The sequence below is a fragment of the Rossellomorea sp. NRS-1567 genome (genome assembly GCF_050467885.1).
GTDB classification, from domain to species: domain Bacteria; phylum Bacillota; class Bacilli; order Bacillales; family Bacillaceae_B; genus Rossellomorea; species Rossellomorea aquimaris_C.
This window is the reverse complement of the sequence record NZ_JBITPL010000014.1, coordinates 75,069-98,263: the sequence shown is the minus strand read 5'-3', so window position 1 is coordinate 98,263 and position 23,195 is coordinate 75,069. Positions and strand designations below refer to the sequence as shown.

The following is a 23,195-nucleotide window of genomic DNA, read 5'->3' as shown; positions in this document are numbered from 1 at the left end:
AATCACCTATTTCTTTTTATCGTAGAACATTCCATCGTATTGTAAAGATTCGTATGGGTTTGAGTATTTTTGGACAGACGTTTTTTTCTTGGTCAAGCCGTTCATGTCCCGCTTGATTTGCAAACGCAATTGAGCCAGTTGCCGATCGATTAGCCCGTTCCAGGCGATCATCTGCTTGCCAAGTTCCTGCTCCTCCTGTGTATAGGGGGGCTTGATATTGCCAAGTAAGCTCTGTCTTTTTTCTAAAAGAGATTCCACTTCCTCAATCGTAGATTCCCTGTTTTCATCAGTCACCTGTTCCAATGCTTCTTTCAATTGCTTCGTGATCGTATAGCAAAGAAGGACCGAGCTCATTACGCCTGTCCACCTTGTCCGGCATGCTGCTTCTGGCGATTCAGTTGAATGACTTGTTTCCATGTATCACGGAAATCAGTGATGAGACCCTCTACTTCTTCTAAAATTGCCACATCATTCTTGATATTAGCTTCTGTTAAGCGACGGTTGATGTAGTCGTAGAGGGACATGAGATTTTGCGAGACTTCAAGATCTGTGTTCAACGTCACCATCAGCTCATTTACGATGGCTTGGGTCTTTTGGATATTAGTATTTTTCAGTTCAATATTCTTTTCTTCAATCGCTTTTTTCGCGATATGAATAAATTTCAGGCTTCCGTTATAGAGCATAAGGGTGAGTTCACCTGGTGATGCGGTGTTGACCGAGTTGTTCTGGTATGTTGCATACGGGTTGTTGATGGCCATAGTGACACTCCTTTATTTATGATTAACCGCCGAATTGGTTCATGAGGAACATGGATTGTTGGTTGGAACGCTGAATGGCTTTTTCCATGGCGGTGAATTGGCGCCAGTAGCGGTCTTCGACTTGGATCAGCCTGTCTTCGAATCGGTCCATTTGGCTGTCCATATTATTTAGTAAACGACCCAGGGTAAATGTATTATTGGTGCTTGAAGCTTTTCCTGCTTTTTGCTCAATGCTGTCCATTGTATCTTTCAAAGTATCACGTAAACGACGGGCGATTCCCTTTTCATTTGAAGTCGCACCATCTTTAGCAAAAATCTCGTAGATTGCATTTGGGTCTTTGGAAATCGCTTCTTTTAGCTTGCTTTCGTCAATAATCAGCTTTCCGCGATCAAGGTAGTTACTTGAAGTTTTGATACCGATTTGGGCTAACTGGTCAATACCTGATGTTCCACCAGAGATTGGTGTGTACATGTCGGTTCTCATTTTGTTGAGCCCCGATGTTAGAACGGAATCGTTTCTCAGAGTACCGTTGCGTGACTTTTCTTCCCATAATTCGATTTCTTTTTCTTCCATTGACTCTTTTTGTTCAGCGGTCAAAGGTTGGAAATCACGGTATTTCTTTTCGTTTACTTCTCCGTTTACTTTTTCGATGAGTTTGTTATATTCGTCGACAAATTTGACGATTTTTTCTAGGATTTTGTCGGTGTCGGGTGCAGAAGTAAAGGTGACAGGACCTGTCGACTCGTTTTTCAGCGTTAGTTCAAAACCATTGATGGAAAATGTGTTTGAAGGTCTCGTCGTCGTAAGTCCATTATAAGTAAACGTTGCGTTTACCCCTACCTGACGCACTCCATTAAAGTTTGCATCATCGATTAACTTAAGATCTTTAAAAAAGGTACCTGTTTCATCTGAAAGATCGATATCATTCCCAGTCGCGTCACCTGAGTTTTTGGCAGTGAAAGAAAATTTCTGTGACTTCTCATCAAAGAAAACAGAAACTCCCGACTGTTGATTGATCTTTGATATCAAACTATTTAAAGTCTCTTTTTCAGGATCAAATTCTATCGATGTTCCCTTAGGATCTAAGGTCCCATCTTTAAGAACAGACTTAATATTTATTTTTTGAGTACCAGTAAGGCCCATTAAATCTTTTATCGTCTTGGAGGAATCCGTAATTCCGGTAACTCCACTAATGGTAGTTGCCGATTTTGCTAGATTTCCAACCTCCAATGTTCCCGAAAAATCGGTCGTCGAATTAATGTTTTTCACAGAAACAACAGAAGGATCAGACACACTAATCGTCTTCTGCGTATACGTCCCCTGCTTCATCACCCCATCAAAAATAAGATTACTGAAATCAAACATCATCTTATTCATATCCCGGTAGTCATCTCGCTGCCATTCAAGGTATTGCTTCTTCTGTTCCAATTTATCTAAAGGAATTCGTTCCGCCTTCATCAAATCTTTTATGATTTGATCCGTGTCCATACCACTGGCAAGTCCACCTATTCGCATATCAGCCATATGTTTCTCCTTCCATTAAACCTTCTTATCGACCATCAAACCAACAAATTCCGTCATCGCGGCATGCATATCAAGAATTCTCTTTGCTGGTATCTCTTTGACTATCTCCTGCGTCCGATCATCGACAATCGTCACATAATATTCTTTTAATTCATCATGAAATTCAAATTTGAGGTGTGTATTCGAAGTGGACATAAACTCATTCATCCCATTAACGACATCTTCCATTTTTTCTTTGGTGACAGGTTCTTTCGTGGTGGTTTCTTCATTGTGTCGTTCCTGCGCTTGAATTTGTTTCACTTCTTCGCGTGTTTGGTTCTCTAATCTAGTAAATGATTGTACTCCTGGAACTCCGCCTGTCACTTTATCAATCATCTTTTGATCCTCCTGAGGGTTATATGGGTTATATCGGTGTTTGGTGGGGAAAGTTTAGGTTAGATTGGCAGAAATAAGTGGGATTTAGAGTTATATAAGTTATCTAGAGGGTATAACTAAAAAGAACAAACGTTCTCTACTGAAAGGCGGGAGGAAATATTGGCGTGTGAAGAATTCTTACCAATGGTTTGTGGAAAATTGCTAGGTGATGGATGCATTGTAAAACAAGAAGGAAGAAAACCTCGTTTTCAATTCATACATTCAATCAAAGACAAAGAATGGTGTTATTACTGTTACTCCAGGCTTAAAGACTACCTTCCATTAACAGGTCCCCATTATAAAAAAATTGAAGATAACCGTGTTAAGGCAGGTTATACAGAATCATATTATGTACAATCGCGCACTCATGACCACATAACCACCTTAAAATCAATCTGGTACAAGAATGGAAAGAAAGTTATACCTTTCGAGTTCTTAATGAAACATCTGACTCCTCTCGCACTTGCATGGTGGTATCAAGATGACGGTCATCTCAAGAAAGACTCTACTATTCCTCGAAAAATCATACTTTCGACTGACAGTTTTACACCTACTGAGAATAATCAATTATGCCATTTATTGAAAGGTAAATACTCATTACTCTTTTCAATAGACAAACAAAACCGGATTATTCTTTATGATCAGTTTCAGATTCAATACTTTCTCTATTTAATTAGTCCTTACCTCCACCCCTGCATGTACAGAAAGACTATTACCTCTTGTGAAATATATAATCGGATTTCAAATTCGAAGCGGACTACCATTTATTTACCGGACCACATAAATTTAATTTCTCCTACAAGAGAGATTAATGAAAAGCTATCAGTGCTTCCAGATATTTTTACGGCCATTAAAGGTAGTGACTTTTATACTAATGAGTTACTAACATTTATCGAGTCTACTAAAACACCTGTTACTAAGAAACCCTATCAAATTGTCGTTTCTGAAGAAAACCTTCAGAACCTTTCTATATTAAATAAAATGACCGGATTAAATGCTAGTATTTTGGCTCAATTATGCTTTATGGAGGTACAACCTATATGCTCAAAGTAAAAAGAGACCCTAGTGATACTAGAGTCTCTAATAAAGAAGTCACTATTAACGAAGAAGTTGTAAAACTCCTTGAGGCTGCTGGTTGGCTTGCGCTAGCATAGCTTGAGCAGCTTGAGAAAGAATAGAATTCTTCGTTTGGTTCATCATTTCTTTCGCCATCGTGCGAACATTTACTTTCATAAATGACTAGACTATATCTTCACCCTCTATAAATAGTAGGGGTTGGGCACTTCGGATTCACAATGCTGATGACCATTGTTTCACCTACGGATTTCATCACCATGAGCTTAGCTTTTAGATGGTCTATCCTAGTCGTTGAACCTTCTCCACTCTTTCAAGACAGGAGCTTGGCTGCTGATTGCCCAATCTTTTCTTTTGTTAAAGCCATCACGCTTGTCGTTTCCAACTACGTTGTGGCAAGAAAAGCTCTAAGGGGTTTCCAGCAATTCACCCAATTATGATCTCTAGCCGTTACCAGCCAGGACGACTGTGCTTGTCACTGCCTAGGCAGCTAAAGCATAATCTACGTCACGGATACGAGATTCCGCAGCAGTTAGGTTTTCAGAAGATGTACCTAAATTGTTGATTGTGTGTTCTAGACGGTTTTGTTGGGCACCTAGAGCACTTCTTTGTGAGGAAACATCTTGTATTGCATTATTAATAGTTTCAATTGCAGTAGCAGCACCATATTTATTAGAAATATCTATGTCTTTTACTCCAAGAGCATCTGCACGCATATCCTTAATAGACACGAATGATGTTTGACCTGCATTTGCTCCAATCTGTGTCATGATTGAGCCGTCTAAATCAGAACTAGCTGCTTCTGCATCGTTGAATGTAATAGTAATGCTCTCTCCAACCTTCATGCCTTTAAGTCCCTCAGCACCAACTGTTAAAGCTGCAGTTCCACCGACAGCAGTTGCGCCATCTACTGTAGTAATCGCCGCATCTGATAATACTAGCTGTGAAGCGTCACTACCTGCATATTCAGTACCATCTGGTCCAACAATTGTAAAGTCTGTATCAGTAAAAGTGCCAGCTGTAGCTTCTGATGTTTTCACTATCATATATGCACCATTAGCCTCAGCTTCAGACGCAGCAGTTCCAAGTGCACTTACAAATGTGTCAATATTTGCTTTTGATATATCAATAGAAGAGTTATTGCTAACGGAACCTGAACCATCAACCTTTTCTGCTACTCCTAAAGCGGATCCATCTAATAATTTTTTCGTATTAAATTCAGTTGTGTTTCCAATACGGTCGATTTCTGTAACTAGTTGCTTAACCTCCGCTTGAAGTTCTTTTCTATCTGCATCAGTATTTGTATCATTAGCAGATTGAACAGATAACTCACGCATACGTTGTAGGATTGAGTGAGTTTCATTTAAAGCTCCTTCAGCTGTTTGGATTAATGAAATTGAATCTTGAGCATTACGAGACGCTGCATCCAATCCACGGATTTGCCCACGCATTTTTTCAGAGATTGCTAGACCAGCAGCGTCATCTCCTGCTTTGTTAATTCGAAGACCTGAAGATAGCTTCTCCATGGATTTACCTTGTGCATTAGAAGCACTGTTTAATTGACGATAAGTGTTAAGTGCCGCAATATTATGATTAATTCTCATAACAATAATTTCCTCCTTGAAAGTAAGTCCACATCCATGTGAACTATCTAGTTTTTAGTTTGCAATAAATCACAAAGGTCGGCCGCCCTTCTCCTCATTGCTTACAATACTATTATCGGTCATTTCTACTAGTCTTTAATAGTTTCAAAAAAATAATTAATCATTTTTTGGCAAAAGATTAAACAGATTGTCGACTCCTTTAGAAGCTTCGGTGTTCTCATCCTGGATAGAGAGATAAACTTCTTTTCTATGAATATCTACGTTCTTTGGTGCGTTGATTCCCAATTTTACTTGATCCCCTTTTACAGAAATAACCTTTAGCTCGATGTCATCCCCAATCTGAATACTCTCTCCAGTTTTCCTTGTTAGTACTAACATTCCCTCACCCCTTCTTTCCTGCAGGCTGAGCAAAGATCAGGTGCTTGGTTTGGTAGTCTGAGTTTGTTAAGATGACTTGTTTTCCTTTGCGATTTGCCAGGTTAAGAATGATAGGGGCCTGTAAATTCGCTGTTGATTCATTAAGCGTTTCTCGTACAGTAAGAATAGAAAGCACCTGCACATCTTTTTCAGAAGGTTTTCCTAGAAACTCTACACTAGCCTGATCCAGTTCAAAATCATACTCCTTAAAAAACACAAACGGATCCGTCACCACAAATCCAAGTTGAGGAGTCGTTACGGATTGCAATATATGAAACCACTCATTCTCCGGAAGCGGCAATAATACAAACTGCTTCTCCTCCCCAAACCCGGGGATCCCGTGTTCAAATGTCAAAATGTCTTCCGATTTCACTTCTATTTCACCATGATATTTCGTATCAATTTTCATCCGCTTCATTCCTTCATACTATATTTCTTGTTCGTAGTTAATTCCTACGTGCTTTAAGTTCGCAAAATCAATTTGCAGGTCTGCATATCGTTTCAAACTGACATCCACTTGGGCTGGAGTATACTGTATATTGGGCTTTTGAGGACGAGAGTTATTCACGACTTTTTGCGGTTCGACGTTCACTTTGACACTTCCGGGTTCATAGCTGATTTTGACGCTCCCTGCAGATGGAATCCATCCTATGTTAAACTCATACATCGGGTCCTCACTGTTCCGTTTAGCCTGGGCGGCAATCGCACCTCCGCCATTCTCGATCATCATGAGTTCATCGCCATCCTGGGAGACTCGGGCAAGTCCCGACAGCCAGTCTTCGTACCCTTGTTGGGAATATTCTTCTATTCTGCGGCGCACCGATTTCAAGTCCATATCGGCTCTGGCCTCGGTTTGGTCGATGGTCAGTTTGGAAGGCGTACGTTTAATCTCCATCTTTGCCTGGGACTGCTGGATATCTAATTCTGCCGGTGGCTGTTCGATGTCCATGCGACCTGGAGTCGTCCGGATGCTCAGGGCTGCTGATGTGGACTGCAATCTTATTTGTGGAACGTTCACACATTGTCACCTCCATGTAAAAAGGGACTGACCCTAAGGTGACAAAACACCTTAAAGGGTCAGTCCCCTTGCTTTTATCGTAAAAAATCCATTAACGTCGGCTGAATGATTCTGGCTCCGACACTGAGTGCCGCTCTATGGACACTTTCCTGGGTTTTCAAGTCCGTGATGACGCGTTCGATATCAGCATCTTCGTTATCAGAAAGAATCCGGTTTGCTGTAACTTCCTGTTGACCCAGTCGGTCGTCTACCATTTCAAGACGATTGTATCTGGCACCTAGCTCAGAACGTTCTGCTGATAACGTGTTCATGACGTCATCCAGTTCCTCAAGCTGACCGTCAAGAGAAGAAACATCTCCAGATTCCAATGCCTTTTGGATATTGTGTACTGTATCAAACAGTTTCTGGTTAAAGACCTTATTTGGGTTAACATTTGCTTTTAAAGAAACACCCTGTGAAACTTCAACCGGATAAGCATCAATAGCACCGCTGCCTAAATTGTCAGCAACCTGTGGAGCACTTCCATCTGCCGGGTTCCCATCCTTAATTGGAGAATTCCCTACGTCTGTACCATGAAAAATATATCTTCCAGCTACTTTTGTTTCAGCGACACTGACTAGATCTTTTTTAATCTGTTCAATTTCAACAGCCACAGCTTTCCGATCTCCCGGGCTTAACGTTCCATTCTTCCCTTGAAGCGTCAATTCACGAACACGCTGCAATCCTTGATTTGCTTGTTCAATTCCAGACTCCGAGTTTTCCATCCACAAATAAAGCTCAGATAGATTCCGCTTATACTGCTCAATCCCAGTCAAATTCGAACGATAAAACATCCCTTTCATCGCAACAACCGGGTCATCCGAAGGCTTTGTAATCTTCTTCCCTGTCGCCAATTGATCTTGCAGTTGACCCATTCGTCCATAAGAAGAACTAAGGTTTCTCATCGAATTTGCAGTCAGCATACTTTGAGTAACACGCATATTAATTCACCTACCTATCTCCCAACGGTTCCCATGCCGTTGATGATTTTATCAAGCATTTCGTCCTGGAGTGTGATCATTCTGGCAGAGGCGTTGTAGGCATGCTGGAATTTGATCATGTCGGTCATTTCTTCATCAAGGGACACACCGCTTACAGACATTCGGCGTTCGTCCACTGCTCCTCTTAAAACGTTGGAGTTGCTTGCGAGTCGCACGGATTCTTGTGATTCTACGGCAATTTTACCGATCACGGATTCAAAGTGCCCTTGGAATGAGGCTTCTTTTTCGCCATAAGGCAGTTTAGTCGTTGTGATGATGTCTGCTAGGGCCAGAACGTTTGATGCGTCACCAAGTGTCGGATTATCTGCACCCGCTGTCGCAATGTTATCGAGATTGCTCATTTCATCGGCCACCTGGATTCTTTGAGCGAAGCCTTCTGTCGGCACACCGTCCAAATCTGCTGCGGCATTCTTTGCATCCTGGAAGAACTTCGGTGTATCCGGAGTATCGTTGTCAGGATCAAAGTTTGGATCGTTCATTTGTTCAGGTGTGAAGCCTTTTTGATGTTGTTCATTGAATGCTTTGGCGAATTCATACGCCATGCTGTCCAGTTCATCGAGCATGCTGATGTAGGAGCCTTCTGCTTCACCGTCTTTATTTTTGAAGCCGTATGTATCGACAAGGGATCTCAGTTTTCCTTCGCCTTGTGATAAGAAATCTTTAATGTCGAGCGTCTGGTTACCGATCGTTACGGAATCCACCGTATTTTGAGGGCCTTCATAGGTAAGCTTAAGTTCATTGACTCCACCTTGTCCGACCAGATTGACGGCCAGGTTTCCGTCTTTTCCGACCAATGTGACCGTGACCGCACCTTCTGCGATTGGTGATGACGCTCCTCCATTGGACTGGTAGCTCGTTTGGATGGAAACATGCTGTGAAAGTTCATCGATCAATCGGTCCCGTTCATCGTATAGATCATTCGGGAGATAGCCATGTGGTTCAACATCGGCTATTTGTTTATTAATGTTATCGATTTGCCTGGACAGGGAATTGATTTGCTTTTCACTGACAGACAGTTCATTTTTCAAATCGCCTCTGACACTTGTTAAGGATGACGATAAGTAATTGAATGTTTCAGCAACAGCTTTTCCTCTCTCGACAACGACTGACCGGGCACCTGAGTTGGATGGGTTAACAGCTAGATCTTGAAGGGACTGCCAGAACATATCCATCGTTTTAGATAAGCCTGAATCGGACGGTTCGTTCATGACCTCTTCCATCTTCTTCATCGCTTCCATTTTTGTTTCCCAGTAGCCAAGCTTTTGGTTTTCACCTCTATACTGCATGTCCAGGAAAGAATCACGCACGCGTTGGATCGAACCGGCGTCGACTCCGGTTCCGATTTGACCTGGGATTTGTGGACGGTTCATAGAGGGGGCAGGATAAGGTGTCGTTTGTTCAAAATTGACTCGTTGACGGGTATATCCAGGGGTATTTGCGTTGGAGATATTGTGACCGGTTGTATAAAGGGCGCCCTGCTGGGTGTACATGCCTCGTTTTGCCGTTTCCAGGCCCATAAAAGTGGATCGCATGGTGTTGCCTCCGTTTCAATTAGTAAGTGCTATGCTTTCGAATCAAACATGGATCTTCCGGTTGGTGATTTCTTTTCACCGTTTGGACGTGAATAGGTTGATTGATCCGACTGCGGTTGAGTCATGGATAGATTCATATTCACGAATTGAAGAGATTGATAGACAAGCTTTTGATTCAGCTCATTTCGGACTTTTAACTCTCCGATGATACCAACCAGTTTTTGCTGCCAATGGGCTAGCGTTTCTTGTTCTTGGGGTGAACTGTGCTCGATACACTGAGATATCGTTGGTGCTTCGTTGAAAAATACTCTCCGTGATTGAAGATAGTGACTGGATTCTCGCTGCCGCTCAGCTTCCACCGTATTGATGGCAGCCAAGTGCTTTTGTTCATCCTTCAATACACGATCGAGTTCACTCATATCACCTTTTTTGATGACGTCCGTTTTATCCATTGAAAGATCGAACAAACTTTTATGCAACTTATATAGTTTTTCAAGAGTTATCGTTAGATTGGTTGCTGACATGTTTGTTCGCTCCCTTTTTATTGTCCGTTATAGAAATTATTCAATCCTTTAGCAATGGCTCTCGGGTCGATGGTATAGTTCCCGCTCTGAACCTGATCTTTTAAAGCTTCCACTTTAGCCTGGCGCTCTTTGCCGAGTTTAGAAACCTCCTGCATTTCTTTGGCGGCAGGAGAGATTTCGATTTTGTCGGATGCCGGTTTACCTGCCTTGCCGACCTGGTCCATCTTGTTAAGATTGCGCTTATAAGGATTAATGTTTTGATTGCCGATATTGTTAATCTTCATCATTTTCCCCTCGCTTTCATCACGTCCATTGTTTCTACCTAGTATATCGGATAAAAACGCAGTTTGTTTAGTTTTAGGGTCTGGTTAGTTTTTCCTGATTTCTGTATTAACCTTCTAGTTCTTATCTCTCATGGTGTAATACGTTCTCTGACCGGATTCCTTTGATTTATTCTTCCATTCCTGTTCCGTTTCGAACTTTTTCAGATCACTGGCAAGTTCAGAAGAACAATCACTGCAGATCCTCCCCGTCCCTATAATCTTTCCGCATTTATCACAAGGATAACCCATATTCGGAAATTGTCTTGTCTGGATACGACCTTTTTTTACCCATTTATATAGAAGTTCTTCATCTACCCCCGTCACTTCAATGACGCGACCCATTGTGGCAGCACGGTTTTCCCGCTTCTTTAAAAATTGGTAAACGGTCTCGTACATATTCTCTTCTTCTCTATAACATTTGTCGCATACATCACGGAATTTATTTTTCATAAAAATCGCGTTGCAGCGTGGACAATTGATGATTTCTGACATATTTATTTCCTCCCGGTGAAGCTTCTCTTAACCTTTATATCGGCAGGAAAGAGGATTGCTTTAACCCCTGGCGAGAGTTAAGGAAGATACCTCGTTAGCCCCCGCTTCCCTCAAGAGCTTTGCCGCCTGCCTCAGGGTCGTACCCGTCGTGTAAATATCGTCAAACAACAAGATGGATTTACCATACAGATCGGATTCAACCAACTGAAAAACCTGTTCCTGACTCAGCCGCTCCTTCCGTGTCTTCTTCGACTGTTTTTCAGAATGTGAACGGGTGAGGATATTGGAGGGACGGACCTCTGCTTCCTCAAGTAGAGCGATAGATTGGTTGAAACCTCTCTCATAGAGGCGTTCATCACTTAGCGGGATGGGAATGACGAGGTCATAATCTACTTTAGCAAGATAGGTTTTAATTGTATGTGAGAAGGCTTTTGCCAACACGTAGTCCCCGCGGTACTTATACTTTGCCAGATACTCTTTAAGGAAATCATTATAACGATAAAATGAGAAGTTCTGATGTAGAATCCCTTTCCACTCAGAATCTACTTCCCATCGATGACAGTCCAGGCACACGTCACCTTTAATTAATTGCGGAGCCAAATCATCCAAGGACCGGGAGCACCCCAAACAACGCTTCCCTTCTATCTTTACCAGCTGTTTATCACACGCATAGCACAGAAATTGAGGTTCCCTATAAAAGAACCCTCTCCAGGACATGATCTCTACCAGTTCATCATCACAATTCAAGCAGTTATTGATCATGAAGCAATCCTCTTCTCCCTGCTTCTTTATTCATCTGATCAATATGAAGAAGAGCTTTGATCATCTCACCCGTTCGGCCGTAATGAAAATAGATAATGTCTCCTTTTGGATAGTCAGCACTGCGCCCTACTCTTCCAGCGATTTGCACGAGGGCACTTTCTGTAAAAATCTTTTCTTCTGCCCCAAGTACGGCGACATCAATGTCCGGAATCGTCACACCCCGCTCTAAAATAGTGGTTGTTAATAGAATCGGAGTCTCTTTGTTTCTCATTTTCAATACCTTCTCTTTTCGGTCAGGATCTTCGGCATGGACAGACTCGATAAGAGGATTCATTTCTTGAAATAATGGCAGGGCTTTTTCCATAAGTTCGACAGTCGGGAAGAATATGAGGGCTTGTTTGGATTGCTGGAGTTTTGATAATGTCCATTTTTTCAAAGGATGAGGAATTCGATTTTTCTTCAAGGTTCTTTTCCAAAGACCGCACCATACAAACTTTGGTAGGGGTATGGGATGGCGGTGGAAACGGGCAGGAATCTGGATAAAGCTTCTATTCCCCTTGGCACACTGTTTCTGTGTTTTTTTGTCCGGGGTAGCGGTAAGGTAAATAATCGAGGACTGGGGTTTACGAGCTTTTTCCACTGCCCATTGCAGGGAAGACTCGTAGGAGTATGGAAAGGCGTCGACTTCATCAATGATCATGACATCAAAGGCGTCCTGAAATCGGTACAACTGGTGGGTGGTGGATAGAACAAGCTGGCCATAGTTGTTCCGTTCTTCCGATCCTCCATAAAGGGTGGTCACCGATGTGTCAGGGAAGACCTTTTTAACACGTGGAGACAATTCAAGGATGACATCCGTTCGAGGTGCGGCAATGCATACCCGTTTATTCTCCCTAAGAGCTTCATGGATTCCTTCATAGAGAACCTCGGTCTTTCCAGCCCCGCACACCGCCCAAACGAGCAAATCCTTCCTCTCTTTAACGGCCAAAACCATTTGTTCAGAAGCTGTCTTTTGCGCTTCTGATAGAGTGCCAGGCCATTTGAAAGTGGGAGCCGTTTCTGACGTTGGTGCAGGTCCTTTCCAGATTATGAGTGGTGTGCACTCCGATACTCTGCCCATCATGATGCAGTTACGGCAGTAGGTGCAAGTGGTCTGGCATCTGGAGCAGGAAAATGAAGCGAATAAATGAGGTCTGTTATTTCCACAACGGTGGCAACAGCTTTTCCCCACACCTTTTTGGTAGGAAACATAGCCATTCAAATAGTGCCCTTGAAGGGTGTCGATTGAAAATGGGATCTCGTCCAGTAGCAATGAACGTCCGCTAAGAAAGGATTGAAGCTCTGGAGAAAAACGAAATGACGGGTTAAGAGGTCGAGGTGGAAGGGAAGGGTATTCTGAAATTTTTTGTAGAACGGGGGCTTCCTGTTGTGTAAGAGTTTCTGGTATTAATGCATTATCTGCAAAAGCAAAGCGCAAAAACATCACTCCTAGTTTGGGATAGTGATATATTCTACACAAATATGTAAAAATCCTGCCTAATAAAAATGGTTCCAGGCACAAAAACGTTGTTTTGTGCCTGGCACCGGGGGATGGGTGGTGTACCGTTACAATCAAAACACCCAATCCCTATTGACTCATCTTCCGAGCCCAACCCATCCCCATCGAGCCCTCACCTAAATGAGTACCTATTACAGGACCGAAAATACTAACATTGAACTCCACATTCGGATACTTCTCTTGAAGCTCATTCTTCCACTCAATCGCATCTTCTTCACGATTCGCATGGATAATCGAAGCTTGAAACTCTTCTCCTGAAGAAACAGCTTCTTCAAGCATTGACTCCACCCGCTTCAACGCTTTCTTCTTCGTACGGATTTTTTCAAACGGAACAATCACTTTATCAACAAAATGAAGCAATGGTTTCACCTGTAAAAGGCTTCCGATGATCGCCTGAGCTTGTGATAGCCTGCCACCACGCTGCAAGTGAGCCAAATCATCTACCATGAAGTATGCCTGTACCGATTGCTTCATTTCATCCAATAATGCAACGATTTCATCAGCCGTTTTTCCTTCACGACCAAGCTTGGCCCCTTCAATGGCATAGAAGCCCTGGATCATGCAGCTGATTTCCGAGTCATAGGGATACACTTTAATGCCCTCGACCATTTCCCCCGCTTGGACGGCGCCTTGGTACGTTCCGCTGATTCCACTGGATAAATGGATGGAAATGACGGCATCGTAATCCTGACAAAGCTTTTCGAATAGCTCGACAAACTTTCCGACTGGCGGCTGTGAAGTCGTTGGAAGCTTTTCCTGGGTGCTGACCTCTTCATAAAATTCACTTGCCGTAATATCAACTTCTTCTTGATAGGTTTCTCCTCCGAAAATGACGCTGAGAGGAATCATATGTATGTTCAGTTGATCACGCAATTCTTTCGGGATGTAGGCGGTACTATCCGTTACAATTGCCGTTTTCATAGAATTACCATCCTTATTGTTTATTTTTATAGCCCGTGCTGCGAGCTTGTCTAGTCTACCTTATGTATCCTTTTCATTTTATATGAAAACAAGTTGGTTTGCATTAGTTTCTCGGGAGTTTCGTTTCCCTAAAACTAAACAAACGTTTGTTTAAGACTCTGAGCCCATATGGTACAAGGGATCCCATGTCCTAATCAAACGTTTGTTTAAAGGTCTTACCTCGTACCGACCGGCAAAGAGGTGATGATTTTTTTCGATTTTCTTGACGATAGGAATACTCCTGCAAAAATAATGAGTAATCCTAATATCAGGTTATGAGTGACAGGTTCCCTCAGAAGAACGAATCCCCAAATCATCGCAGTACCCGGAATCAAGTAGGTCACTGTCGAAGCGAATTCCGGACTTCCATTCGTCATGATATAGAAATAAAGAAGCGTTGCTACTCCTGACCCTAAACAGCCTAACCCTACTATCCCCAGGATCACCTCTCCTGAGAACAAATCTCCAATTGAGATTGGGTTGGTCATCATCATACCCATAAAGCCTACCGCTGCACCTATCAACAATTGGAACGTAGAAATCACAACAACACTCGTTCCCGCCAGATATTTTTTCGTAAACTGCGAAGCAAACGCGTAGCTCATCGTCGCAAGCACCATCGTCCCCACCCCTACAAAATTAGAAGTAAAGATCCCACTCACCTCGAAATTCATCAGGACAAGTATCCCTATAAACCCAACGACAATTCCAATCCATTGAAACCCGGTCAGTATCACAGAGAAAAATAAAAACCCTGCCAGCCCCGTCCAAATCGGTGTGGTCGCGTTTAAAATGGATGCCGTATTACTATTAATCTGTGTTTCGCTTAACGCGATCAGAGTCCAGGGTAACGCGGCATTTCCAATCCCGACAACAAACAGTTTCCACATAGGGAGCGATTTCTTCTCCCCTTTTTTCCTCTGTATGAAAAAGATCGGAAGAAGCACAAGCGCTCCGGCTAAACAGCGTAAGAAGACCGTTCCCCACACACCAACTGGATCCACCAGCCACTTGATGAAAACAAACGACATCCCCCAAATCAGACTTAAACCAATTAACGCTATATATAATCTGGCCAATTTGCTTCCTCCTCTCTTTTGTAAAAAAGTGTATAATTTAATAGTTAAATAGACGTTATAACATATTTTGTTAGTTCTATCCTAACTTACTTTGCTTAAGATGGGAACATTCTTTTTTCGTATTTTCGACCTATAATAAAGCATTCTTTTCCAATTAATAAGGTTCATTCGATCGGGATTCACATCTGCCAACTGAAACCATTTAACTTTCATGGGTTTTCGTCATATAATGGTGGGGTAGGATTTATTAATGAAAAGACGAAAATTACTTTATAGGACTGATATAGAATGTACAATAAGGAAAAAGTGTTTGAAGAATTATCAAAGGTGATGCATTCTGACAATATCAAACGTGATGAATTGTTACGAGAGCATTTGTATACGAAGTTAGGCGGAAGAGCTGATTTCTTCTTAACGCCAACCACTTATGAAGAAGTTCAAAATATCGTGAAGCTGTCAAATGAAGTGGATGTCCCATTTACCTTGTTAGGTAACGGATCGAATTTGATTGTAAAAGATGGTGGAATTCGTGGAATTGTTCTTCATCTGAAAAATTTTAAAGACATCAAAACGACGGATCAACTGATTGTCGCTCAAAGTGGTGCAGCAATCATTGATGTATCGAGACGTGCGTTAGCTGAAAAGTTATCAGGACTCGAATTCGCCTGTGGGATTCCAGGTACCGTTGGCGGTGCTCTATTCATGAACGCCGGAGCTTATGGCGGAGAAGTTAAAGATGTACTGGATTATTGCCATGTCGTCGACCGTGAAGGAAACCTGGTAAAACGTACAGCCGCAGAATTAGAGCTTGATTACCGTCACAGCAATATTTCTGAAAAAGGCGATATTGTACTGGAAGCAACCTTCAGCTTAAAGCCTGGCGACTACGAAGAAATCAAGGCCGTTATGGATGATCTGACAGATAAACGGGAATCCAAGCAGCCACTTGAATATCCATCTTGCGGAAGTGTCTTCAAACGACCACCTGGATATTTCGCAGGTAAGCTTATTCAGGACAGTGAGCTTCAAGGAACGAACTTTGGTGGCGCTGAAGTCTCCACGAAGCATGCCGGTTTCATCGTGAATAAAGACAATGCGACAGCCTCGGATTATATTTCACTCATTGAACACGTTCAAAAAACAGTGAAAGAAAAATTTGATGTGGAGCTAGAACGGGAAGTTCGTATCATCGGAGAAGATCTGGAATAAAAAAGTCAGGAATCATTTGATTCCTGACTTTTTTATTGCGTTAGACAAAAAAACAGCCTAAACGAATTTAGACTGAGCAGGGGATTTCATCATAATTTCCATGTACAAGGAACCATTAGCTATCTCTTTTTGGCAACAGGGGCGGGCTTTGTTCTGCGAAACTCTCTCAACCTTGTGATTTGAGATTGAGATACTTTCGCATCCAATTCATAGGCTTCACGAGCCTTAAAATAGAGCAGCGACACAGCTAATGCCCTCCTTTGTAAAAATATTAGTTTCTTTTTACCCGAAAAATTCTAGATAAAACCAAATTCAGTGAAAAATTTCATTTTAATCATCACTTTAGAAGTTATAGTTCCATAGTATCCTCCATTCTCCTTCTTCGATGGCTACAAAACAGGTTTGTGTGATCATTAATTCACCAAACTGACTATCAAAATACAAGTTCACTTCCGCTTTGCGGACATTTTTAAATTGAAGCCCTTCTTCGTTAAAGGTAAACTCATTCTCCTTTTCAATATTGCCGACCTCCACCTCAAACTCATCAACCCCCATATGTCCCATGAATACATGGTTTTTCGTTTGAATATAAGAGGATTTTGGAAACTTATTTTGCATTTCCGAATGAAACAACTCCCATGCGTTACCGAAATCACCGTCTTTTTCAAAATTGTAAAATTCCTCGATCACTTCTTCTGGTGAATCTGGTTCCTGGGTTTTCCCAATAAACATAAACAGAGCCACAACAAGCAGAATGGCAACAACCACTCCGATAAATAGAGGAACCGGGCTTTTCCTTCTCATCCATCCAACACTCCTCATCTATAGTTAACTTTATGAAGGACATGCAAGATGTATGAAATAAAAAAGCTTCACGAACCTTGTAAGGTATCATGAAGCTCCAATGAGGAGTTTAAAAAATGGAAGTCTACAGCCATTTCATAAGATTCCCATTTTACGAGAAATTTCTTCCCGCTTTTTTTGAAGGTACTGGTGATAGCGATTATCTCCATACATATCAAATATTAAAATGGATTTATTAATATACGATAAGGCTTTTTCCAACTCTCCCTCTAGTTCATAATTGTAGCCTGTATGATAATATAGCTCACCAAGACCAAATAAATGTTCCTCTTCCAAACACCATTTAATCGCCTGATTGCAGTAGGAATTGGATTCTTTATACTTTCCTAATCTGGTTAAAGTTCTGGCTATATTATAAAGTAATCTCGTTTTAATCGATTTATCATTAAGCTGTGTACTTGATTGCAATGCAGATCTAACTTCCTCATATAAGGTTAAAGACTTCTCTAAATGTCCGTTTCCATATTCAAAAACCCCTAAGGTCATATGAATTTCTATTTCCCGTTCTGTCATGGCCCGTTTTTTATTCATGGTGAGGGAAAGCGCCGTTTTCAAAAGGGCAAGCCCTGCATCACGGTCTTTTTCAATTTCAAATATATAAATACTTTTATGCCAGTAAAGCAATTGCAGATTGGTTTGGTTTCTAAAAAAGAGAGGGTTTTTCTCTTCTGTCCTTACCATTTCTATCATTTCATCGTACATTAACTTCACTCTTAAGTTTCTTAATTGGCGTTCGACTTCTTTCACATAATCTAATCGCGGGGTTGTTCCAATTTCAAAGAAGTAGTTTACATCTACCCCAAGTTTCTGAGAAATTTGATAAAGTGCCGTTGCGCTAGGGTAGATATCCCCTTTTTCGATACGACTGATCAGAGCCTGTGTACAGATCCCTTCAGCTAAATCACCTTGAGTTAACCCAACGACCTTTCGTAACTCCTTTATCTTTTTACCAATGATTGAGTAATCCAAAACCCCACCTCCTCAATATATTAATATCTTTATATTTTTACAGAAAACATGCCATTTCAGTAGATAAATGCGATTCTAACCAACCTCATTAGCCGACGCCACAACTACATGAAATTCTTCATTATGATTTAATAAACCTAACGACAAATTACAATACCTTTTGATGGCACTTCTCCATGTGGGAAGTGCTCTTTTTTTGAGGGACGTACCTCCAGTCGGTTCATTCTTTATCTATTTCACATCTAATGTGTTCTAGTTTTTTGTTTATGAACTGGACAAACTCTATATTATTTTGAATGTCAAAAAAAGCAGCTGCTTTTTCTAAATAAGGTAATGCTTCTTTATAATCCCCTATAAGCTCCAGATTATATCCAAGATGGTAATGTAGTTGTGCGAACCCATACATATGCTCTTCTATGATGATCCACTTTATAGCTCTTTTACAATACTGAATGGATTCCTGATAATTCCCCAATCTAGTGTGCACCCTTGCAATGTTATACAGGAGTCTCGTCTTGATGGATTTGTCCTGTAGCCACTCTGCTTTGGACAATCCGGCTTGTACTTTAGAATAGTGACAGAGAGATTTTTGATAACATTCATTGCTGAAATGGAAAGCTCCAAGAGTTAGAAGGATCTCCATTTCTCTTTCTGATAATGCTTTTTTGCTCTCGGCTGTCAGGTAGTATGCCTTATGTAAAAGTTCGAAAGCTGTATCTTGATCTTTCACGACTTCAAATTGGTAGATTCCTTTATGCCAACAAAGCAGTTGAGCATTCGTACTCTCCTTGAATAATGGATTAGTTTCCTCGACTCTGACCATTTCCATCATTTCTGAATATTGATGCTTAATCCGCAATTTTCGCAGTTGTCTTTCTACCTCTCTAACATAATCAAGACGGGGAGTCATCCCGATTTCAAAAAAATAGTTCACGTCTACTCCTAGTTTCGTTGTAATTTGATAGAGCGCAGTGGCACTTGGATAAATATCACCTTTCTCAATCCTGCTGATTAAGGCCTGTGTGCAGATTCCATCCGCTAATTCACCTTGCGTTAACCAAATGACTTTCCTCATTTCCCTTATCTTTGTCCCGATAACCGAATAATCCACTACCGAACCACCCAACTTAAAAATATTAATATATTTATATTTTATCAGAAACCATGCAATTTTCTTAAGTAATTCTGCATAATTCCCCTCAGACTGTCTCTTACCGACAATACATATATTCCAAATCTATGTTTTAATAATATCAACGACAAATTACAATACCTTTTGATGGCACTTCTCCTTGTGGGAAGTGCTCTTTTTTTAGACACTTAGCGAGAAGCAAAATATTAATATTTTTATATTTATATAGAAAAAGAAGATATTCGTAAGGAACTCCTCCATTTTTCAAGGAGAATCGTTCTACATCCATAATCCATCGATATTTTATTTATGTTTTAATAAATTTAACGACAAATTACAATACCTTTGGACAGCACTTTCCTTAATGGGAAGTGCTCTTTTTTAGGGACGGACCTCTACTTGCTTTCATAGAGTTCTAAGGGGAGACCATCTGGATCTTCGAAAAAAGTGAATCGTTTGTGAGTATAAGGGTCTATTCTTATTTCCTCCGTTTCAATACCTTCTTTTTTAAGAAGTCTTACAGTCTCTTCAATATCCTCTACTTCCAATGCTAAATGACGTAACCCTCGTGCTTCCGGATAACTTGGACGTGCTGGAGCAGTGGGAAAGGAGAATAGCTCGATCATATATTCGCCATTTAGCGCTAAGTCCAATTTAAAAGAGTCTCTTTCTTCTCTATAAATTTCCTGTTTTATTTCAAAACCAAGCTTGTTGACGTAAAAGTCTTTTGATTTATTATAATCTGAGCAGATAATGGCGATATGGTGGATTTTTTTAAAATTCATGTGTTCGCTCCTTCACTGTTTATCTATCATCCTATTATAAACAGAAAACTTCCTATCAATGTTGTTTACCCTAACATTGGTAGGAAGTAAATGATGATTTCTATCTATCAGCTAAGATGGTGATTCACCCTCGGATGATTCGGTTCACGTTCTTTAAAGATTTGAATAAACTCGACTAATCCCTCCACAGCGGCATTAAGCAGCTTTTCCCCTTTTTCTCTGGTTGCTTGTGTCGGATCACCCAGTGTCCCAGTCTCAGAAATAGAACTCCAATACGGCACCATCACAACTGGACGCCCTTCACCTTTCCCTACTAAATCCAGCCAGAAATATTTAGACATTTGGTATTTGTCTATATCTCTAACGGCTTTGTCCATTTGAACCAGTTCTTCTTTGATAGCCAGATACATAGAGGTTTCAAGCTCACAGGCATGATTGATCCCGCCAGGACTTTCTGAATCCCTTATTTCCTCCGTCAAGTCCACTACTTGTTGGAAATCCCAATGTGAAATAGAGGTACACTGAACATCCGGGTATTTTAAAATGGTTTGTCTTGCCGCTACTTTTAATAATGAAACATTGCTTCCATGTCCATTCATTAATAAAATCTTCTTAAATCCCTGATGGGCTAAACTGTTGCAAACATCCACTACATAATTTATAAAGGTCTCACTGCTGATGGATATGACACCGGGGAAATCCATCTGATGGGGGGCATACCCATGGTTAATTGCCGGAACGATGACCATATTGTGTGGCGAAGCCTTACCTGCCCTATTACAAATTTCGTTCGCCAGTACTAAATCTGTATCGATGGGTAAGTGATGGCCATGCTCTTCAATCATTGCAACCGGGACAACAGCGATTCGTTCTTCCTTGACGGCATCTTTCACTTCTGGCCAAGTCATTTCTCCAAAAAGATATTTTTTCTCCATGTCTATGTACCCCTTCTTTCTTTATTAATTTATACGTGCGATAAAAATGATCGCTTAAATTCCTCTTTGATTTTTTCTTGGATTTCTTTGTTTTTAATCACGTTCAGGCAGGTATGGGCCATGGTTTTCCCCGCCAGCAGCATCGTTTCATATGCAGCAGGAGTATTACACATATCAGCAAATTCCTTCGTATGTCCGGGGACAAGCTGATCCGTTAAGGATAATACAGGATGAATCGATGGCACAACGCGGCTGACATTCCCCATATCAATCGACCCCATTCCTTCATCATATCTTGAAATATCCACATAGTTGTATTCATCAAGAGCCTCTTCATACAGTTCTACCAGGGTTTGATTACTGACCATGGCAGCATACGGGTGTCCGATTTCTTTCACTTCCAGCTCAGTACCAGTCATAAGGGCTGCCCCTTTGGCACAGTTCATGACCTGTTCGACCACTTCTTCTAAATACACATTATCGATGGATCGAATACAAAACTCTGCCACCGCTCTATGGGGAATGATGTTGGTTGCCTTCCCGCCCTCTTTGATGATCCCGTGTATACGTACATCGGGCTTTACATGCTGCCTTAAGGCATTGACTCCGTTAAAGGTTTGAATGACACCATCGAGGGCATTTTTTCCCTGCCAAGGTTCCGAAGCTGCGTGGGCATTTTCCCCGTGAAAGATAAACTCGTAGCTATGGAAAGCGAGGGATTTCACATTGATGATGGTGGAGTATCCAGGATGAAACATCATGGCAATATCAACATTCTCAAATACTCCTTCATTTAAGAGATCAATCTTACCACCGACATTTTCTTCATCAGGGGTACCGATAACGGATACCTCATATTGTTCATCAGTTTCCAGTTTGGCAAGGGCAAGACCGGCAGCGACACTTGCTACCCCGATCAGATGATGACCGCAGGCATGACCAATATCAGGCAGGGCATCATATTCAGAACAAAAGGCGACATGAATACCTCCTTCGCCCTTTTTATAATTTGCGATGAAGGCTGTATCAAACTCTCCAACCCCTCTTTGAACCGTAAAGCCTTGACCCTCTAGATAGTCGCATAAAGCCTTAGAGGATTTATATTCTTCTCCCCCTAACTCCGGGTTCTGCTGAATATATCTACTTAATGCCACTAGACCTTCTTTTTCTCGATCAATAATGGAACTGATTTGTTCTTTTTCCATAGGTTATTCCGCTCCTTCCAACAGTTTTTCTGCGAAATGACAGGCTGCGAAATGCCCATCGCTGTATTGGGTCAGTTCAGGCTCTTCCACCTTACACTTCTCCTCGGCAAAAGGGCATCTTGTATGGAACCTGCATCCAGTGGGGATGTTACTTGGGTTTGGAGTTTCACCCTTTAGGATCATTCGTTTTTGTTTTTGTTTGGAGATTTTCGGCTTGGGCATGACATTAATAAGTGCTTTCGTATAAGGATGCAGGCTCTTAGAAATCACCTTATCCGCTTCGCCAATTTCGACAATCTTCCCTAAGTACATAATGGCAATTCGATTAGAAATTAACCACGCTAATGAAATATCATGAGTGATAAACAAGTAAGAAATTCCTTTCTTATCTCGTAAATCGACCATTAATCGTAGAATATCGGCTCGAACAGAGACATCAAGCATCGAAACCGGTTCATCGGCTACTATAAACTCAGGATTTAATATTAGTGCAGAGGCAATCACAACCCGTTGTCTTTGCCCCCCGCTTAATTCATGGGGATATCGGTAGAAGAAGGTTTCCGCCGGTTTCAACCCTGCCCATTCCAAAGCCTCTTTGACCTTTTCCTTCTTATGCTCTTCATTTCGAATCTTCCCGTTAATTTCCAATGGTTCTGCTACTATGTCTATGATTTTGAATTTCGAGTTTAATGAATCATATGGATCCTGAAAAATCATTTGTGCTTTTTGACGGAAGGATTTTATTTGTTTTTTATCCTTTTGATTCAGTCGTTGGCCATTATAGGTCACTTCCCCTTCAACGTTATCAAGCAACTGCAAAACGGCTTTTCCTGTCGTTGTTTTCCCGCTGCCGCTTTCCCCGACAAGAGAAACGATTTCACCCTTTTTTATTTCAAAATCCAGCCCATCGACTGCTTTCACCTGCTTCTTTTCTTTCGATAATAACTCTTTCAGAAATCCGTTTTGAATCGTAAAATTCACCCGTAAATCCTTTGTCTTCAATAAACTGTCCACAT

At 41.3% G+C, this 23,195-nt stretch carries 28 protein-coding genes and 1 pseudogene; 3 read left to right on the top strand and 26 right to left on the bottom strand.

Annotation, left to right across the window (positions count from 1 at the left end):
* Positions 1-6 precede the first annotated feature (6 nt).
* From ACIFOD_RS08405 to flaG, 4 genes are read right to left on the bottom strand one after another with little or no spacing between them, the layout of a single operon-like run.
* Positions 7-354, bottom strand: coding sequence for a flagellar protein FliT (locus ACIFOD_RS08405; RefSeq protein ID WP_430314262.1), 348 nt, complete (start codon positions 352-354; stop codon positions 7-9).
* Positions 354-758: a flagellar export chaperone FliS gene (gene fliS, locus ACIFOD_RS08400; RefSeq protein ID WP_430314261.1), complete on the bottom strand. Its 405-nt coding sequence runs from the start codon at positions 756-758 to the stop codon at positions 354-356. Before fliS ends, ACIFOD_RS08405 begins: the two co-directional genes overlap by 1 nt.
* 22 nt (positions 759-780) lie before the next feature.
* On the bottom strand, positions 781-2,283 hold the full coding sequence (locus ACIFOD_RS08395) for a flagellar hook-associated protein 2 (RefSeq protein WP_430314260.1): 1,503 nt from the start codon (positions 2,281-2,283) through the stop codon (positions 781-783).
* Between the two features lie 15 nt (positions 2,284-2,298).
* Positions 2,299-2,658, bottom strand: coding sequence for a flagellar protein FlaG (gene flaG, locus ACIFOD_RS08390; protein WP_430314259.1), 360 nt, complete (start codon positions 2,656-2,658; stop codon positions 2,299-2,301).
* Positions 2,659-2,817: 159 nt separating this feature from the next.
* Here flaG and ACIFOD_RS08385 point away from each other — a divergent pair, with 159 nt between their 5' ends.
* Complete coding sequence (locus ACIFOD_RS08385) at positions 2,818-3,750, top strand: endonuclease (protein WP_430314258.1); 933 nt, start codon at positions 2,818-2,820, stop codon at positions 3,748-3,750.
* A gap of 45 nt (positions 3,751-3,795) precedes the next feature.
* Here ACIFOD_RS08385 and ACIFOD_RS08380 read toward each other — a convergent pair.
* A pseudogene (locus tag ACIFOD_RS08380) lies at positions 3,796-3,909 on the bottom strand (flagellin); the annotation flags it as partial.
* Positions 3,910-3,998: 89 nt separating this feature from the next.
* On the opposite strand from ACIFOD_RS08380, the gene ACIFOD_RS08375 reads away from it, so the two are divergent.
* Entirely contained in the window at positions 3,999-4,211 is a 213-nt protein-coding gene (locus ACIFOD_RS08375; RefSeq protein WP_430314257.1) for a hypothetical protein, read from the top strand.
* A gap of 42 nt (positions 4,212-4,253) precedes the next feature.
* Here the strand turns inward: ACIFOD_RS08375 and ACIFOD_RS08370 are convergent, their stop codons facing one another.
* From ACIFOD_RS08370 to ACIFOD_RS08310, 13 genes are all read right to left on the bottom strand, one after another.
* The gene (locus ACIFOD_RS08370; protein WP_430314256.1) at positions 4,254-5,375 is read right to left on the bottom strand and encodes a flagellin; all 1,122 of its coding nucleotides are present in this window, start codon (positions 5,373-5,375) and stop codon (positions 4,254-4,256) included.
* Positions 5,376-5,531: 156 nt separating this feature from the next.
* Positions 5,532-5,753, bottom strand: coding sequence for a carbon storage regulator CsrA (gene csrA, locus ACIFOD_RS08365; RefSeq protein ID WP_430314255.1), 222 nt, complete (start codon positions 5,751-5,753; stop codon positions 5,532-5,534).
* A gap of 4 nt (positions 5,754-5,757) precedes the next feature.
* Positions 5,758-6,201 carry a flagellar assembly protein FliW gene (gene fliW, locus ACIFOD_RS08360; protein ID WP_430314254.1) on the bottom strand — a complete coding sequence of 148 codons (444 nt, stop codon included), beginning with the start codon at positions 6,199-6,201 and terminating at the stop codon, positions 5,758-5,760.
* 18 nt (positions 6,202-6,219) lie between these two features.
* The gene (locus ACIFOD_RS08355) at positions 6,220-6,810 is read right to left on the bottom strand and encodes a DUF6470 family protein (RefSeq protein ID WP_430314253.1); all 591 of its coding nucleotides are present in this window, start codon (positions 6,808-6,810) and stop codon (positions 6,220-6,222) included.
* 74 nt (positions 6,811-6,884) lie between these two features.
* On the bottom strand, positions 6,885-7,790 hold the full coding sequence (flgL, locus tag ACIFOD_RS08350) for a flagellar hook-associated protein FlgL (RefSeq protein WP_430314252.1): 906 nt from the start codon (positions 7,788-7,790) through the stop codon (positions 6,885-6,887).
* Positions 7,791-7,804: 14 nt separating this feature from the next.
* Positions 7,805-9,382 carry a flagellar hook-associated protein FlgK gene (gene flgK, locus ACIFOD_RS08345; protein ID WP_430314251.1) on the bottom strand — a complete coding sequence of 526 codons (1,578 nt, stop codon included), beginning with the start codon at positions 9,380-9,382 and terminating at the stop codon, positions 7,805-7,807.
* A gap of 29 nt (positions 9,383-9,411) precedes the next feature.
* A complete protein-coding gene (locus ACIFOD_RS08340; RefSeq protein WP_430314250.1) occupies positions 9,412-9,906 on the bottom strand; it encodes a flagellar protein FlgN in 495 nt (164 codons plus the stop codon).
* A gap of 17 nt (positions 9,907-9,923) precedes the next feature.
* Positions 9,924-10,190, bottom strand: coding sequence for a flagellar biosynthesis anti-sigma factor FlgM (flgM, locus tag ACIFOD_RS08335; RefSeq protein ID WP_430314249.1), 267 nt, complete (start codon positions 10,188-10,190; stop codon positions 9,924-9,926).
* A 114-nt stretch (positions 10,191-10,304) separates the two neighbouring features.
* Entirely contained in the window at positions 10,305-10,721 is a 417-nt protein-coding gene (locus ACIFOD_RS08330; RefSeq protein ID WP_430314248.1) for a TIGR03826 family flagellar region protein, read from the bottom strand.
* 60 nt (positions 10,722-10,781) lie between these two features.
* Positions 10,782-11,483, bottom strand: a complete 702-nt coding sequence (locus ACIFOD_RS08325) for a ComF family protein (protein WP_430314247.1) — start codon at positions 11,481-11,483, stop codon at positions 10,782-10,784.
* Positions 11,473-12,960 carry a DEAD/DEAH box helicase gene (locus tag ACIFOD_RS08320; RefSeq protein WP_430314246.1) on the bottom strand — a complete coding sequence of 496 codons (1,488 nt, stop codon included), beginning with the start codon at positions 12,958-12,960 and terminating at the stop codon, positions 11,473-11,475. The genes ACIFOD_RS08325 and ACIFOD_RS08320 overlap by 11 nt, the downstream gene beginning before the upstream one ends.
* Before the next feature lie 150 nt (positions 12,961-13,110).
* The gene (locus ACIFOD_RS08315) at positions 13,111-13,962 is read right to left on the bottom strand and encodes a DegV family protein (protein WP_430314245.1); all 852 of its coding nucleotides are present in this window, start codon (positions 13,960-13,962) and stop codon (positions 13,111-13,113) included.
* 215 nt (positions 13,963-14,177) lie between these two features.
* Positions 14,178-15,080 (bottom strand): DMT family transporter, encoded by a 903-nt coding sequence (locus ACIFOD_RS08310; RefSeq protein WP_430314244.1) that lies wholly within the window; start codon positions 15,078-15,080, stop codon positions 14,178-14,180.
* 288 nt (positions 15,081-15,368) lie between these two features.
* Between ACIFOD_RS08310 and murB the strand changes: the two genes are divergently transcribed.
* The gene (gene murB, locus ACIFOD_RS08305) at positions 15,369-16,289 is read left to right on the top strand and encodes a UDP-N-acetylmuramate dehydrogenase (RefSeq protein ID WP_430314243.1); all 921 of its coding nucleotides are present in this window, start codon (positions 15,369-15,371) and stop codon (positions 16,287-16,289) included.
* Positions 16,290-16,408: 119 nt separating this feature from the next.
* Here murB and ACIFOD_RS08300 read toward each other — a convergent pair whose 3' ends face one another.
* The 8 genes from ACIFOD_RS08300 to ACIFOD_RS08265 all read right to left on the bottom strand — a co-directional run bounded on the left by ACIFOD_RS08300 (position 16,409) and on the right by ACIFOD_RS08265 (position 23,193).
* Positions 16,409-16,534: a hypothetical protein gene (locus tag ACIFOD_RS08300; protein ID WP_258549747.1), complete on the bottom strand. Its 126-nt coding sequence runs from the start codon at positions 16,532-16,534 to the stop codon at positions 16,409-16,411.
* Between the two features lie 97 nt (positions 16,535-16,631).
* Positions 16,632-17,093: a hypothetical protein gene (locus tag ACIFOD_RS08295; protein ID WP_430314242.1), complete on the bottom strand. Its 462-nt coding sequence runs from the start codon at positions 17,091-17,093 to the stop codon at positions 16,632-16,634.
* A 135-nt stretch (positions 17,094-17,228) separates the two neighbouring features.
* Positions 17,229-18,122 carry a helix-turn-helix domain-containing protein gene (locus tag ACIFOD_RS08290; protein ID WP_430314241.1) on the bottom strand — a complete coding sequence of 298 codons (894 nt, stop codon included), beginning with the start codon at positions 18,120-18,122 and terminating at the stop codon, positions 17,229-17,231.
* A 220-nt stretch (positions 18,123-18,342) separates the two neighbouring features.
* Positions 18,343-19,233 carry a tetratricopeptide repeat protein gene (locus ACIFOD_RS08285; RefSeq protein WP_430314240.1) on the bottom strand — a complete coding sequence of 297 codons (891 nt, stop codon included), beginning with the start codon at positions 19,231-19,233 and terminating at the stop codon, positions 18,343-18,345.
* A gap of 416 nt (positions 19,234-19,649) precedes the next feature.
* Positions 19,650-20,039, bottom strand: a complete 390-nt coding sequence (gloA2, locus tag ACIFOD_RS08280) for an SMU1112c/YaeR family gloxylase I-like metalloprotein (protein ID WP_430314239.1) — start codon at positions 20,037-20,039, stop codon at positions 19,650-19,652.
* A 107-nt stretch (positions 20,040-20,146) separates the two neighbouring features.
* On the bottom strand, positions 20,147-20,974 hold the full coding sequence (locus ACIFOD_RS08275; RefSeq protein ID WP_430314238.1) for a creatininase family protein: 828 nt from the start codon (positions 20,972-20,974) through the stop codon (positions 20,147-20,149).
* A 29-nt stretch (positions 20,975-21,003) separates the two neighbouring features.
* Positions 21,004-22,179 carry a M20 family metallopeptidase gene (locus tag ACIFOD_RS08270; protein ID WP_430314237.1) on the bottom strand — a complete coding sequence of 392 codons (1,176 nt, stop codon included), beginning with the start codon at positions 22,177-22,179 and terminating at the stop codon, positions 21,004-21,006.
* 3 nt (positions 22,180-22,182) lie between these two features.
* Positions 22,183-23,193, bottom strand: coding sequence for an ABC transporter ATP-binding protein (locus tag ACIFOD_RS08265; protein ID WP_430314236.1), 1,011 nt, complete (start codon positions 23,191-23,193; stop codon positions 22,183-22,185).
* Positions 23,194-23,195: the final 2 nt, after the last annotated feature.